This is a genomic window from Exiguobacterium oxidotolerans JCM 12280 (assembly GCF_000702625.1).
Classification (GTDB): domain Bacteria; phylum Bacillota; class Bacilli; order Exiguobacteriales; family Exiguobacteriaceae; genus Exiguobacterium_A; species Exiguobacterium_A oxidotolerans.
Map to the genome: position 1 here is coordinate 602,176 of NZ_JNIS01000001.1, position 15,240 is coordinate 617,415.

Annotated in this window: 11 protein-coding genes and 1 pseudogene; all 12 read right to left on the minus strand. The window is 49.6% G+C overall.

What is annotated here, in order from left to right:
- Positions 1-7: 7 nt before the first annotated feature.
- A complete protein-coding gene (locus P403_RS0103180) occupies positions 8-2,206 on the minus strand; it encodes a RelA/SpoT family protein (protein WP_029331032.1) in 2,199 nt (732 codons plus the stop codon).
- Between the two features lie 140 nt (positions 2,207-2,346).
- Positions 2,347-2,865: an adenine phosphoribosyltransferase gene (locus P403_RS0103185; protein ID WP_029331033.1), complete on the minus strand. Its 519-nt coding sequence runs from the start codon at positions 2,863-2,865 to the stop codon at positions 2,347-2,349.
- Positions 2,844-5,153, minus strand: a complete 2,310-nt coding sequence (recJ, locus tag P403_RS0103190; RefSeq protein ID WP_029331034.1) for a single-stranded-DNA-specific exonuclease RecJ — start codon at positions 5,151-5,153, stop codon at positions 2,844-2,846. Before recJ ends, P403_RS0103185 begins: the two co-directional genes overlap by 22 nt.
- A 70-nt stretch (positions 5,154-5,223) precedes the next feature.
- Positions 5,224-7,435, minus strand: a pseudogene (secD, locus tag P403_RS16965) (protein translocase subunit SecD).
- 153 nt (positions 7,436-7,588) lie between these two features.
- A complete protein-coding gene (yajC, locus tag P403_RS0103200; RefSeq protein WP_029331035.1) occupies positions 7,589-7,879 on the minus strand; it encodes a preprotein translocase subunit YajC in 291 nt (96 codons plus the stop codon).
- Between the two features lie 70 nt (positions 7,880-7,949).
- A complete protein-coding gene (tgt, locus tag P403_RS0103205; RefSeq protein WP_029331036.1) occupies positions 7,950-9,095 on the minus strand; it encodes a tRNA guanosine(34) transglycosylase Tgt in 1,146 nt (381 codons plus the stop codon).
- Entirely contained in the window at positions 9,092-10,135 is a 1,044-nt protein-coding gene (gene queA, locus P403_RS0103210) for a tRNA preQ1(34) S-adenosylmethionine ribosyltransferase-isomerase QueA (protein WP_029331037.1), read from the minus strand. Before queA ends, tgt begins: the two co-directional genes overlap by 4 nt.
- 3 nt (positions 10,136-10,138) lie before the next feature.
- On the minus strand, positions 10,139-11,134 hold the full coding sequence (gene ruvB, locus P403_RS0103215) for a Holliday junction branch migration DNA helicase RuvB (RefSeq protein WP_029331038.1): 996 nt from the start codon (positions 11,132-11,134) through the stop codon (positions 10,139-10,141).
- A 7-nt stretch (positions 11,135-11,141) separates the two neighbouring features.
- Entirely contained in the window at positions 11,142-11,735 is a 594-nt protein-coding gene (gene ruvA, locus P403_RS0103220; protein WP_029331039.1) for a Holliday junction branch migration protein RuvA, read from the minus strand.
- A 127-nt stretch (positions 11,736-11,862) separates the two neighbouring features.
- Positions 11,863-12,960, minus strand: coding sequence for a quinolinate synthase NadA (gene nadA, locus P403_RS0103225; protein ID WP_029331040.1), 1,098 nt, complete (start codon positions 12,958-12,960; stop codon positions 11,863-11,865).
- Positions 12,950-13,792 carry a carboxylating nicotinate-nucleotide diphosphorylase gene (gene nadC, locus P403_RS0103230; protein ID WP_029331041.1) on the minus strand — a complete coding sequence of 281 codons (843 nt, stop codon included), beginning with the start codon at positions 13,790-13,792 and terminating at the stop codon, positions 12,950-12,952. Before nadC ends, nadA begins: the two co-directional genes overlap by 11 nt.
- On the minus strand, positions 13,761-15,191 hold the full coding sequence (locus P403_RS0103235; protein WP_029331042.1) for an L-aspartate oxidase: 1,431 nt from the start codon (positions 15,189-15,191) through the stop codon (positions 13,761-13,763). The genes nadC and P403_RS0103235 overlap by 32 nt, the downstream gene beginning before the upstream one ends.
- Positions 15,192-15,240 lie beyond the last annotated feature (49 nt).

Sequence of the window (15,240 nt, forward strand, 5' to 3'; positions counted from 1 at the left end):
CCGCTCCTTACGTCATCATGACGCGATGGACTGCATACACGTCTGAGATTTGTTTAATCCGGTCGACGACTTTTTGTAAGTGATTGACGTTATTGATCGCGATCGTCATCGAAATCTTCGCTTGTTTGCTGTTATCGCCTTTACCACTGACGGCAACGATGTTCGTGTTCGTCGCGGACACGGACTGAAGCACTTCGTTGAGCAGACCGGCACGATCATACCCCGAGATTTCGATTTCGACATTATAACTCTTGACCGTTTTTCCTTCATGTTCCCACTCGACTTCGAGCAGACGTTCCGGATTTTGTTCATTCAAAACGTTCAGGCAATCCGAACGGTGAATCGATACACCGCGTCCACGCGTAATATAACCGACGATGTCGTCCCCGGGAACCGGATTACAACAGCGACTCATCCGGACGAGCATATTGTCGATGCCTTTGACACGCACACCTTCTGGATTTTGCTTTTTCGGACGGTCAAATGTTTTCATTTCACTGATGGCGTCATTTAACTCTAAGTTTTTCGACTCTTTGTCTTTGCGTAATTTTTCCGTCAATTTATGGGCGACCTGAGCAGCTGTCAAACCATGATAGCCGACTGCGGCATACATGTCTTCTTCTTGACCGAAGTTGAACTTCCGCGTGACGTCTTCGAGCGTTTTATCCGTGATGACTTCCTTCGGTTCAAAGCCAAGTTTTTTAACTTCTGCTTCAATCAGTTCGCGTCCTTTAAGGACATTTTCTTCGCGCTGTTGCCGTTTGAACCATTGACGGATTTTATTTTTCGCCTGACTCGAGACACAGATTTTTAACCAGTCCTTACTCGGACCGTAACTATGCTTCGACGTCACGATTTCAATGATATCGCCCGTTTTCAATTTATAATCGATCGGAACCATCCGTCCGTTGACCTTCGCACCAATCGTCCGGTGACCGATCTCCGTATGAATCCGGTAGGCATAATCAATCGGGACCGAGCCTTTCGGTAGCTCGATAACGTCACCCTTTGGTGTAAAGACGTACAACATATCACTAAAGAAATCGACTTTGACGGATTCCATGAACTCTTCCGCGTCCGCCGTATCTTTCTGTAATTCCAGAATCTCACGGAAATGAGCAATCTTATCTTCAAATCCCGATTTCGCTTCTTGCTCTTTTCCTTCCTTGTACGCCCAGTGTGCGGCGATCCCGTACTCGGCGATGAAGTGCATGTCTCGTGTCCGAATTTGAACCTCGAGCGGCTCCCCCTTCGGTCCGATGACGGTCGTGTGCAGCGACTGGTACATGTTCGGTTTCGGCATCGCGATGTAATCCTTGAAGCGACCCGGCATCGGTTTGTATTGCGTATGAATGATACCGAGGACTGCGTAACAATCTTTGATCGAATCGACGATGATCCGGACTGCCATCAAATCATAAATCTCACTGAATTCTTTTTTCGAGTTTTGCATTTTATTATAGATCGAGTAAATGTGTTTCGGACGACCGTCGACCTCAGCAGCGATCTGTACCTCATCCAACACTTCATTGACCTCTCCGATGACGGAATTAACGAGCGCTTCACGTTCCGTTCGTTTTTGTTTCATCATCGAGACGATCCGGTAGTATTGCTGTGGATTGATATAACGCAGACTAATGTCTTCAAGCTCCCATTTAATCGTCGAAATACCGAGACGGTGTGCAAGCGGCGCAAAAATTTCGAGTGTTTCTTCCGCTTTTTGCACTTGCTTTTCTTTAACCATGTGTTGCAAGGTCCGCATGTTATGCAGACGGTCAGCAAGCTTGATCAAGATGACACGAATGTCTTCTGCCATCGCAATGAACATCTTCCGGTGATTCTCTGCTAATTCTTCACGTTTGGATTTATATTTAATTTTCCCGAGTTTTGTTACACCATCAACGAGCATCGCAACGTCCGGTCCAAACCGTTCCGTCAACTCTTCCAGCGTAATGTCTGTATCTTCTACGACATCATGAAGAAGCGCTGCAACAATCGTCGTGGCATCGAGTCCGATGTCGACAAGAATCCCGGCAACTTGTACCGGGTGAATGATATAAGGTTCACCCGACCGACGAAATTGTCCATCATGCTCGTCTTTTGCGAATTGGTAGGCACGTTCAATATCGTTCACTTCTGCCTCTGTCATGTACTCCGCACATCGAGCGAGAAGGTCTTCTACGTTTACGATTTGTTTATTTGTCATCCCTTTTCCTCACCCAGTCCCCGGGATTGCTTCCGCCTAAATCCCTAATATATATCTTCTATTATCGTGAAATCTTGATAAGATGTCAAAATAAAAAGAAATACCCCCCCGACAAGTTCGTCGGGAGAGTATTCCTGTCATTAGTCTTCGTAGCGAATCAATGACAAAATATCGTAACCTGCTAATTTTTCACGTCCACCCAGTCCATCTAGTTCAATCAAGAACCCGATTCCGGCAACCGTTCCACCAAGTTGTTCAATCATTTTGATCGTTGCTTCAATCGTCCCGCCTGTCGCAAGCAAATCATCCAAGATGACAACACGTTGCCCTGGTTTGATGGCATCATGGTGCATCGTCAAGACATCTTTGCCGTACTCAAGACCATACTCGACACGGACTGTCTCACGAGGGAGCTTGCCTTCTTTACGAACGGGCACAAAACCGATTTCCATTGCGTATGCCGCAGGGCAACCGACGACGAATCCACGTGCTTCCGGTCCTGCAATAACATCTGCCCCTTGCTTGCGTGCATAATCGACGAGTGCATCGACCGATTGTTTGTAAGCCGGACCATTTTCCATCAATGATGTGATGTCTTTAAAGCTGATTCCTTCTTTCGGCCAGTTCTCGACCTCTTTTATATGCTGTTTGAACTCCATGTCATTTCCTCCTGCTTCGCCGCTTCCACTAAAGTATCAAAACGCTCTTTCAACTGAGCGAGTGACGAATAAATGTATTGTTGCTCGAGACGTTGACGTTCTTCATGACGCTTGTACGTCGCGGCCTCCGTCAAATCCCGTTTTTCAGCGTCTGGGTTCACACCCGGTAGCCCGTCCTCCATTGTAACAAGAAAATCCAGTTCCGAAAACACTGAATGCATAAAGTTAATCGAACGTTTCGACCATTTTCTTGTTTTCGACAAACGAACGAGTCCGATTCGTAACTCTTCACGTGGACATTTTGCGAAGTAATTAAAGTAATGTTTGAAGTCTTCACGGGACGGAATCGCCTCGAAGTAGTAGCCTTCATCCTTAAACGCACAATAAATCCGTTCCGCCTGTTTCAAGTACGGTAAGAATGCTTCTTCCGTCTCCGGTAAGTCGAGGAACACAACATTTTCATGAATCGCTCCATTTAGCGGACGCTCGGCATATTTTTGTTTTGTCTCGTCCGAAAACGCAACGAGTGTTGTCTGTTCTTGCGGCAACTCAAAAATGTCCGTGAGTGGTTTTTTCCCACCGCGGTAATCAAATAACTGATAATCGGCGACAGCCAAATCTTGAATCATCAATTGGGGTTTTCGAAAACCATTCCACTCATTGATATTCAGACTCCCCATCAAGGAGACTTCAGCCAGTAGTGAAATTTCGTCAACCGCGTCACCGAAACCGAAACCAATCCCATCTAACTCTGACGTTCCATCCGATAAGAGCGCCTTCAAATGGGTCAAATCGCGGCCGATCCGTTTCATGTCCCGAATTTTAGCATCTTCGATGACGATCCGTGGTGCCGGATTCCCCATACCGAACGGGGCCAAGCGTCCGATCTCCTCAATCAATCCGATTGAGACGTCAGACACATGTAACCGCAAGTCGATCTCAATCGTCGCGATGAAGGCCTCATCCGGAAGTTTCGCAGCCTGTGCATTCAAGCGTTCACGTAAGGAAACGACGTCATCCGACGAGAGCGTCATGCCAGCAGCTGCCGGGTGTCCACCGAAATGCGGTAAGATGTCTTCGCATAACGTCAGCTCGGCAAATAAATCGAAGGCTGCAATCGAGCGACCAGACCCTTTCGCCGTCCCCTTCTCCACATCATGACAGAGCATGATGACCGGACGATGATATTTCTCGACGAGGCGTGAGGCGACGATCCCGACGACACCCGGGTTCCAGTTGTTCGCGTCCACAACGAGCACACGGTCTTCTAGATATTTTTCTTCGACAAGTGCTGTCGCTTCTTCCGCGATTTGTTTGACGATGTCTTGCCGCTGTTTATTTTGTTGGTCAAGCTGGTTCGCGAGCACGACGGCTTCCTCGAGTGTCTCAGCAAGTAACATCTCGAGTGCCGGCATCGCGGAATCGAGTCGACCGGCCGCATTGATCCGGGGACCGAATGCGAATCCGACCGATTCCTCCGTCAGTTCGTCTTCCGTCAAACTACAGACTTGGCGTAGTGCCAAGATGCCGGGACGCTCACTTGCATTCAACGCTTCGATTCCTTTTGTCGCAAGCAACCGGTTCTCATCGACGAGCGGAACTAAGTCGGCAATCGTTCCGAGCACGGCGAGGTCAAGCAACTCCGTCGGGACGCGTTCGAGCAACGCTTGCGCCACTTTAAAGGCAACACCTGCCCCAGCGAGTTTTGAGAACGGATAGTTGCGATCGACACCCGGGTGAATCATCGCATAGGCGTCCGGGAGAACGTCTTTCGCCTCATGGTGATCGGTGATGATGAGGTCGACCCCTAACTCTTTTAAGACGGCTGCTTCCTTGATACCTGAAATCCCGCAGTCGACCGTGATGATTAATCCGAATCCTTCTTCGACCGCCCAGCGGAACGCCGCTTCGTTCGGTCCGTATCCTTCCGTGAACCGGTTCGGGATATAACATTCTGCCATTGCCCCGATTTCAGTTAAGGCGTGCCACAAAATCGCAGCCGAACTGACACCATCGACATCATAATCCCCATAAATCAAAATCATTTCACCTTGATCGGCAGCTTCTTTAATCCGTGCGACGACTTTGTCCATGTCCTGAAACAGGAATGGATCGTGGAACGGCATTTGTCCTGCTTCTAAAAAGGCCGTTGCCTGTGCCGGTGTCTCGAGGCCACGCTGGACAAGCAGACGGGCTACGTTCGGTGAGACGGACGCTTGCGCGACCAGCTCGTCTATTTTTAGTGAATCGACTGGTTTGTCGAGCCATGTTTTTTTTGAATGATACATCCAATCCCTCCAATCAACTTCCCCATTATAAGACAAAACCCGCGTCAGGGATACCCAACGCGGATTGTCTTTATGAAGCTTGTTTTGGTTGCTTTAATGTGCGTTTTTTCATGACGAGCCAAAGTTGCGCAGCGATGAAGATCGATGAATACATCCCCATGAACAAACCGACGAGCAAGGCAAGACTGAACCCACGAATCGCTTCACTTCCGAAAATATAGAGGGCGGCAGCCGTCATGATGACGGTCACGACCGTATTGATTGAACGGATGATCGTTTGCTGAATCGATTCGTTGACGACGTCGCATAATTCATCAAACGAAACGGTTCTGCCTCCTTTTTCAGCACGCCCTAAATTTTCACGCACCCTGTCGAATGTCACGATCGTATCATTGACCGAGTACCCGATAATCGTCAGGACGGCGGCGATGAAGTACAGGTTGACTTCGATTTGGAAGAGTGAGAAGAACGCGATGATCATCAAGGCATCATGGAGCAAAGCAAGCACTGTCGCGATTCCATACGCCGGTTGGAAACGGAACGAGACGTAGATGACAATTCCGATTGAAGCGAGCAAGACAGCGTACATCGCATTTCGGGCGATTTCGCGTCCGACTTGCGGTGATACCGTCGAGATACTTGGTGCCTTATCATATTTCGCTTCGATCGTTTTGTTCATTTCCGCGACTTGTTCTTGACTGAACTCACCGACGAATGTAACGTTCGCGAGCGTACCGCCTTGCGCGAACTGAATCCCGTCGATTTCTTTTGCGTCGATTCCCGCTTCTTCAATGACGGACCGGACTTCACTTTCCTCGATTTGATTTTCCGAAGAAATTTCGACTCGTGTCCCTTCCGTGAAGTCAATCCCGAGATTCAAGCCTCGGAATGAAAGCAACAGAACCGACAGGAGAACTAAAGCGATCGTGATCGTGAAGTAGACTTTGCGATGTTTTACATAATCGAATTTCGTTGGATTAAAGTTCACGAATTTCACTCTCCTTTACGCCAAACCATGATTTTTTCTTATCAAACCAACGGCTACTGACAAGAAGTTGCATCAAGTAACGAGAGATGAAGACGTTCGTGATGAACGTGACGGCAATCGAAACCATCAACATGATCGCAAACCCTTTGACGGTACTCGTTCCGAAGTAATAGAGGACACCTGCTGAAATCAGCGTCGTTAAGTTCGCATCTAAAATCGTTCCGAACGAACGGCGGTTCCCGGCTTTGAATGCCGACAAAACAGATTTCCCACTACGTAGCTCATCTTTAATCCGCTCTGCAGTGATGATGTTCGCATCGACCGCCATCCCGACTCCAAGGACGAGTGCCGCGATACCCGGTAAGGTCAAGACGGCATTGATTCCGTTGAAGAAGATCATGACGAGGTAAATATAGAACAACAACGTGATGATGGAGACGAAACCAGATACACGGTAGAACAGCAACATGAATAAGAAGACTGCCGCAACACCGATCATCGATGCAAATAATGTTTGATCAAGCGCATCTTTCCCGAATGCCGCCGACACTGATGTCGAGTAGATTTCATCAAGCTTAACGGGTAATGCCCCGGCATTTAAAATGGATGACAATTGTTTTCCGTACTCGGCATCGATATCGCCACCCGAGATGATCGCTTTATCCGAGTTGATTGGCTGATTGACTGACGCATCAGATACAATTTTCGAATTTTCTTTTTGAATCTCTTTTTCGTACGTGTCACCTTTCGCATAATCAAGCCAAATAACGAGACGATTATCCGGCGCTTGTTTTTGCGAAATCTGTTGTGTCACTTCATAGAACTTCTCTTTTGATTTCAATGTTAATTCGACGAGTGGTTCATTCGTATTCGGATCATAGCCGACTTTCGCACCCTTCGCCTTTAAATCCGATCCGTCAAGCAACAGCTTATCGTCGATATCACGGAATGATAACTCGGCTGTCGAAGATAGAATTTGACGTGCTTCGCTTTGGTTTTTGACACCCGCGAGTTGTACACGAATCCGGTCTTTCCCTTCGATTCGAATGTCCGGCTCCGATACACCGAGAACGTTGACACGGTTTTCGATTGCCGTCAACGTCGCGCTCATTGCTGTATCATCGATGACATCCCCCTCTTTTAAGGGTTGAACTTCATACAACACTTCGAACCCGCCCTTTAAATCAAGACCGAGTTTCGTGTCTTTCAAGAGCCATGTCGACGTCGTGCCGATCAAGATGAGTAATGCGGCGACGATAATGAAGAACGTGGCTAGTTTTCCTTTCTTAACCATGCTACATTGTCCTTTCTCTAAACCCCAGTATATTTTCAGACAACTTTCGTATCCTATCCTAGCTTACATAAGAATTGGTAATCATAGCAATCGTTTTTCTCATATAAAGACAGAAAAGACGCTCCGAAATTCGGAAAGCGTCTTTTTCTTGCCTTATTCGACGGTTTCGTCGTCCATGACAGTCGTTGATTTTTTTGTAACTTCCGCGACCGCACTACGATTGAACGTCAATTGGGAATTCCCTGATTTTAATGTAACTGTCGTTTCATCAACCTTTTGTACGACTCCGTGGAGTCCACCGATTGTAACGACCGTGTCGCCGCGTGATAATTGCGTTTGCATTTCACGGACTTGCTTCTGGCGTTTGTTCTGTGGACGAATCAACAAGAAATAGAACACCACGAAGATCAAAATCATCGGGAGGAATGTGATTAGTTGTTGCATCTGACTCAGCTCCTTTTCATTCAAATCACGTTCATTATACCTTGAAACGATTGATTTGTCAGACGATAACTCAGAAATTCTTTGCGTTTGGTAAATTATAACCGTATTCTTCGAAGAACTCATCCTTGAAATCAAGCAGACGGTCCTCTCGAATCGCTTGACGGACGCCCTCCATCAATTTGACGAGGAAGTGAAGATTATGTGTCGAACAAAGATGTAAACCAAACGTTTCCTGGGCACGAATCAAGTGGTGGATGTAGGCACGTGAGTAATTTTTACATGCATAGCAATCACACTTTTCGTCGAGTGGACGGAAATCGCGTGCATACTTCGCATTACGGACGACAAGCCGGCCGCTTGACGTCATCAACGTGCCGTTACGCGCAATCCGTGTCGGTAAGACACAGTCGAACATGTCGATGCCGCGAATCGCCCCTTCAATCAAGGCATCCGGTGATCCGACACCCATCAAGTACCGTGGTTTATCTTCCGGCATGAGTGGCGTCGTGAATTCGAGCGCCCGGTACATGACGTCTTTTGGTTCTCCGACAGACAAACCACCGACGGCATAGCCTGGGAAATCAAGTGACGCGAGATCACGTGCGCTTTGACGACGTAAATCTTCGTACTCGCCCCCTTGGATAATACCGAACAAGGCTTGATCTTGCGGCCGTTCATGCGCCGTCAAGCAACGTTCTGCCCAGCGACTTGTCCGTTCGACCGATGCTTTCATGTATTCGTGTGACGCTGGGAACGGCGGACATTCGTCAAACGCCATCATGATGTCTGAACCGAGTGCGTTTTGAATCTCCATCGCTTTTTCCGGTGAGAGGAACAGCTTGTCCCCGTTCAAGTGATTCCGGAAATGAACACCTTCTTCCGTGATATTTCGAAGATCCGCGAGCGAGAAGACCTGGAAACCACCAGAATCCGTTAAAATCGCGCCATCCCAGTTCATGAATTTGTGTAGGCCGCCCGCTTCTTTGATGACATCATGTCCCGGACGGACCCAGAGATGGTACGTGTTCGCAAGAATGATGTTCGCGTTCATGTCCTTGATTTGTTCCGGTGCCATCGTCTTGACCGTCGCTTGTGTTCCGACGGGCATGAAGACCGGTGTTTCAAAGCTGCCGTGCGGCGTATGGACGATTCCTAACCGCGCACCTGATTGTTTACATGTCTTAATGTGTTCGTATGTTACTGCGTGTTTTGTCATCGGTTTAATTCCTCTCTTGTTAAGAACATCGCGTCACCGAAACTAAAGAATCGGTATCCGTTTGCGACAGCTTCTTCGTATGCGTGTAAAATGTGTTCCCGGGTCGACAGTGCGGAGACAAGCATGATTAACGTCGACTTCGGCAAATGGAAGTTCGTGACCAAACCATCGATTGCCTTCACTTCCTGCCCCGGGTAAATAAAGATGTCCGTCCAGCCCGTCGCTTCGACGAAGTCACCATGATCACGGATAACTGTCTCAAGCGTCCGCGTCGACGTCGTTCCGACGGCGATGATCCGTCCGCCGCGCGCTCGTGTCTCACGTAAAATTGCTGCTGAACTTTCCGGCAGTTCATAATATTCACTATGCATCTTATGACTGTCGACGTCATCGACCGAGACCGGACGGAACGTACCGAGCCCGACATGTAACGTGAGCGGTGCTAGTGTAACACCTTTATCCGTCAATGCTTTCAACAATTCCGGTGTGAAGTGGAGTCCAGCAGTCGGTGCCGCAGCACTCCCGCGTTCGCGCGCATACACCGTCTGATAACGGTCTTGATCGTCGAGTTGCTCGTGAATATAAGGCGGAAGCGGCATTGTCCCGAGTTCGTCAAGAACTTCATAAAAGATTCCGTCATACGAGAACTTCAAAATCCGTCCCCCATCGTCAAGTGCTTCGACGCACTCGGCCTTCAGTAAACCGTCACCAAACGTAATCACCGTTCCCGGCTTCACCCGTTTCGCAGGTTTCGCGAGCGTCTCCCAGACATCATCACTCGTCTGCTTCAATAACAACAGCTCGATTTTTCCACCGGTTTCTTCTTTGACACCAAACAAACGGGCCGGTAAGACTTTCGTATCGTTGATGACGAGCGTGTCGCCGGCATTGAAGTGCGAGACGATATCATGGAACCGTTCGTGACGTAACGCTCCCGTCTCGCGGTCAATCACCATCAGCTTCGAGCTCGTCCGGTCGAGTAAGGGAACTTGGGCAATCTGTTCTTCTGGCAAATGAAAATCAAATAAGTTTACATCCATGGGTCAATTTCCTTCTTTCAATCCTAAATGTTGCCGCGCGAACGGTGTCAAGATACGACCGCGTGGTGTTCGTTGTAAAAATCCTTGTTGTAACAAATATGGTTCGTAGACGTCTTCAATCGTCTGTGCGTCCTCCCCGATCGTTGCGGCAATCGTTTCGAGTCCGACGGGTCCGCCAGCAAACCGTTCAGCGAGTGAACGGAGTAACCGGTGATCGACATCGTCAAGTCCGAGCGCATCGACATGGAGCCGGTCGAGTGCACTCGTCGCGAGTGTCGCATCGATTTCTGTTTGATGGGCGACCTGGGCAAAATCACGAACCCGACGTAATAAGCGATTGGCGACCCGTGGTGTTCCACGCGAGCGGAGAGCGATGGCTTCCGCCGCCATCCGGTCTGCTTCAAATCCGAACAGGCGGGATGTCCGCGTGACGATCGCTGAGAGCTCCGGCATCGTGTAATACTCAAGTTTCAGTGTCACACCGAAGCGGTCACGGAGCGGAGCAGACAGCATCCCGGCCCGTGTCGTCGCACCGACGAGCGTAAACGGTGGCAAGTCAATCCGGACGCTGCGAGCCAGTTCGCCTTGTCCGATCACGATATCGAGGCAATAATCTTCCATCGCCGGATACAAAATTTCTTCGATTGAACGACTAAGCCGATGAATCTCATCGATGAATAAGACATCTCCCGGTTCGAGTGACGAGAGGATTGCTGCTAAGTCACCCGGTCGCTCGATTGCCGGCCCTGCTGTCGTCTTGACACCGACGCCCATCTCGTTGGCAATGATCGTCGCAAGTGTCGTCTTCCCGAGACCAGGAGGACCATAAAGCAGAACGTGATCGAGCGTCTCTTGACGAATCTTCGCCGCTTCGATGAAGACACTTAAGTTTCCTTTTGCCTTCTCTTGACCGATGTACTGATCAAGTGTTTGCGGACGTAGACTCCACTCTTCTTGATCTTCTGCATGGGCTGATTCTGATAAAATCCGCTCTTCCATTTTGTCCTCACCTCACATTCAATAACAACTGAAGGGCCCGCTTGACATATTGATCCGTCGAGAGCACTTCGGCCTGAAGCGCCTTTTTAACTTTTTCAACTTCACGGTCACTGTACCCGAGAGCCGTCAAGGCTTCACATGCTTCGTTCAACTCGGCATTACTTTGAGCGAACAGACCTTCGCTCGGTACATAATCCGGAGCGAGTTCGGCTAATTTCCCTTTTAAATCAAGTGTCATCTGTTTCGCCGTCTTTTTGCCGACTCCGGGGAACTTGATGAGGTAACTTTCTTTTTCCTGTTCAATCGCTTCGACAAGCGCGTCAACATTTCCTGACGCGACGATTGCGAGTGCACCTTTTGGACCGATTCCTGTCACACCAAGCAATTTCGTGAACAATGCACGTTCGCGTCGTGAACGGAATCCGAACAGTACTTCTTGATCTTCTCTCACATAATGATACGTATATACGATAACCTGTTCGTCTCCGGTCCGATAAAAAAACGGGTTCGGTGCTACGATTTTGTAGCCAATCCCCCCGACTTCGATCGTCACGAATTCCGCACAGACATAAGCGACTTCGCCGCGTACGAATTCTATCAATTTAGAACGCTCCCATCCAATTACAAACTCTCGTGCTATTGTAGCATATAAGTCTGATTTGCTTCAAAATGTTCTTCCGACAAAAAACGCCTCACCGATGATCTTCATCGGCAAGGCGCTGTCTGCTTTATGATCGGTCGAGCATCCGCTCCAGTGCCAATACGGCATATTTCGTCGTCTCGGCATCGACGCTGATGATGTTGACCGGTGTACCCTGCTCGACTTGTTCGAGTGACCAGGCGAGGTGCGGCAAGTCAATCCGGTTCATCGTCAAACAGGGACACATGAATGGATTGAGTGACACGATATCTTGATCCGGAAAATCCTTCGCCAACCGGTTGACGAGATTCATCTCTGTTCCAATCGCCCATTTCGTGCCGGCTGCCGCCTGCTTCACTTGATTGATGATATACGCTGTCGAACCGTTTAAATCTGCTGCTTCCACGACCTCAAACGAGCATTCCGGATGGACGAGAATCTGGCGTGCCGGATCCGTCAGCCGGAACTGTTCAATTTGACCGACCGTGAACTTTTCGTGGACCGAACAATGCCCTTTCCACAAAATGACGCGGATGTCCGAATCCTCCCCGTCAAACACCAACTGATCGTTGATCGGATCCCAGACCGCCATCTGTTCGAGCGGAATCCCGAGCGCATGCGCCGTGTTTCGTCCTAAATGTTGATCCGGCAGGAAAAACAGGATATCCCGTTCCGCGAGTGCCCATTCGACCATCTTGACAGCATTCGATGAGGTCACCGTCGCTCCGCGATGGCGCCCGACGAACGCTTTGATTTCTGCTGTCGAGTTGACATAGGTCAAAGGTAAGATGGAATCGCCCAAGCGATCGACGAGATAGGCATAGGCGCGTTCCGTTTGATAGCCGTTCGCCATGTCCGCCATCGAACAGCCGGCACGCATATCGGGCAAGACGACCGTATGTTCAGCTTGCGTTAACATATCAGCGGTTTCCGCCATGAAATGGACACCACAAAAAACGGTATATTCCGCCTCCGTCATCTGTTTTGCGATTTGCGCGAGCTGAAGCGAGTCACCCGTCGCGTCAGCAAACTGGACGACTTCATCCTTTTGATAATGGTGCGCCGGCAAAAACAACCGACTGCCCATCCGGCGTTTGACCCCTTCAATGATTGCTATTAATTCTGCCTCTGTTTTTTCTAAGTACTGTCCGGGAATCCCTTGATTCGCCAATAAATCAAAGCTCATCTTTTTTTCCTCCTTGAATTTTCATACTGATATCGAGTGCCCGCGCTGAATGCGTCAGCGCCCCGAGTGAGATGACATTTGCTCCGCTATCCGCGTAGTCTGGCAGCGTCTCAACTGTAATACCGCCGGAAATTTCCACCGTGATATGCGGTGGGATCAGTTGCCGGAGCTGTTTGATTTCTGCAGGTGTTCGATTGTCGAGCATGATGATGTCGACACCGGCTTTGACCGCTTCGTTGACTTCCGCTTCTGTCTCGACCTCAACTTCAATCGGCGTCGTATGCCCGACGGCACGTTTTGCCCGTTTGACTGCCTCCGTGATCGACCCTGCTGCCGTGATGTGGTTATCTTTAATCATCACGGCGTCGTCTAAGCGCCCCCGGTGATTGAAGCCACCACCGACGCGAACAGCATTTTTCTCAAGCATCCGTAGACCTGGTGTCGTCTTGCGTGTATCTGCGATGCGAATCCGTCCGTCTGCCCGGTCAACGGCCCTACGTGTCAATGTCGCAATACCTGACGTCCGTTGAATCAAGTTAAGTGCCACCCGTTCTCCGCTCAGAATTGAACGCAAGTCGCCCGTCCATTCCGCAAGCACCTGCCCTCGCTTGATTGCTTGCCCATCTTCAACCTGTTGAATGCATGTCACCTCTAGTAATCGTGCAAGCTCCCGCAACACGGCGACGCCGCAAAAGATGCCGTCCTCTTTCGCAAGGAATCGTCCCGTGCCGTGCTCGTGTCTAGTCAGGCACAGTTCACTCGTGATGTCTTGATGTCCGATGTCTTCGGTTAAAAATCCTTCAAGTTGTTGCCGCAGGTGCCATCTGTTCATTTGTTAACCGTTCTCCTTTTAATCGATGTAACGCTCCTTCGAGGAGGAGACGCGCCGTCGTTATTTGTAACCGATGTTGTTCCGCCCGCCGTCCTGTTTGACGAAACGACTTGTTTGTTAACTGTTCAAGGGCGGCTTGAAGACGGTCTTCTTTAAGTTCCACCGCTAAGACTTCACTCAACTGTTGCTTTGAAACACCATCCTCACATCCGAAAATCGGTCGTAATGTGGGTAATGTCCTCCGTGGTGGGAGCTGCAACTGCCGGGCCAGTGCTTTCCCCATCACAAAACATTCGAGCAACGAGTTCGACGCAAGACGGTTCGTGCCATGTAATCCGATTGACGCCGTCTCGCCGACTGCATATAAACCAGCGACGGACGTTTGTCCTGCAAGATTCGTTTTAATCCCGCCCATCAAAAAGTGGACACCGGTCGTCACCTCGACAAGTTCCGGATTTATGTTCAATTTTTCACATTTTTGGACGAATGTCGGGAAGCGTTCCGCTAATTGCACGACCGGTGTCGTGTTGAGGTAAACCGGTTCCTGCTTTCGGATTGCCGTGATCATAGCCGACACTTCGTCCCGTGCCGCTAAATCGCCTTCCGGATGATGGTCCATCACACGCCGTCCATCGCGCGTCATCAAGTACGCACCAGCCCCCCGCAATGCTTCCGTAATCAATCCGGCCGATTTTCCTTGATGGACTAAAATCGTCGGATGGTGCTGGATGTACCCTAAATCAGACAACTCCGCTCCGACGTCTGCAGCAAGTGCTAAGCCGTCTCCGGTGATCATGTCATCATTCGTCGAGGTCAAAAGCAGTCCACCGATTCCACCACTTGCGAGGACGACGGCCCGCGCCGAAATTTCGATTCGCTCGTCACCTTCGTAGCCCGCTGCCCCGACGACTCGTCCGTCAGCCGTTAACAGTTGTGTGATGACGGTCTGCTCAAGGACTGGATGCGTGATTTTTCCAGATAATGTTTCCATCATCCGGCACCCAGTCTGGTCACCTCCGCTATGGAAAATCCGCGGAAGACCGTGCGCTCCCTCACGCCCGACCGCGTACTCATCATTCTCTTGACGGTCGAAGATGACACCCAGTGCTTCGAGTTCAGAAATCACTGTCCTTCCTTCGCGTGTCACGAACTCCACAGCTTCAGGGTTCACCCATCCTTTTGCAGCGCGGACTGTATCTGCGCGATGTGCCTCGTGATCATCTTCGAGCGCCGCAGAAGCAATTCCCCCTTGTGCCCGCATCGAGTTCGTCGCACTTCTAGTTCCTTTCGTGACGAGTAACGCGCGTAGATTGTCCGGTAAGTGGAGTGCGACCGTGATTGCTGCAAGCCCTGTCCCGACAATCAATACATCGGTCACGAAATGTTTATGTAAAGACATTTGTTTTACACCTCTGTTTTTTTAGTTTACTATTGTCTTGACAATAAGT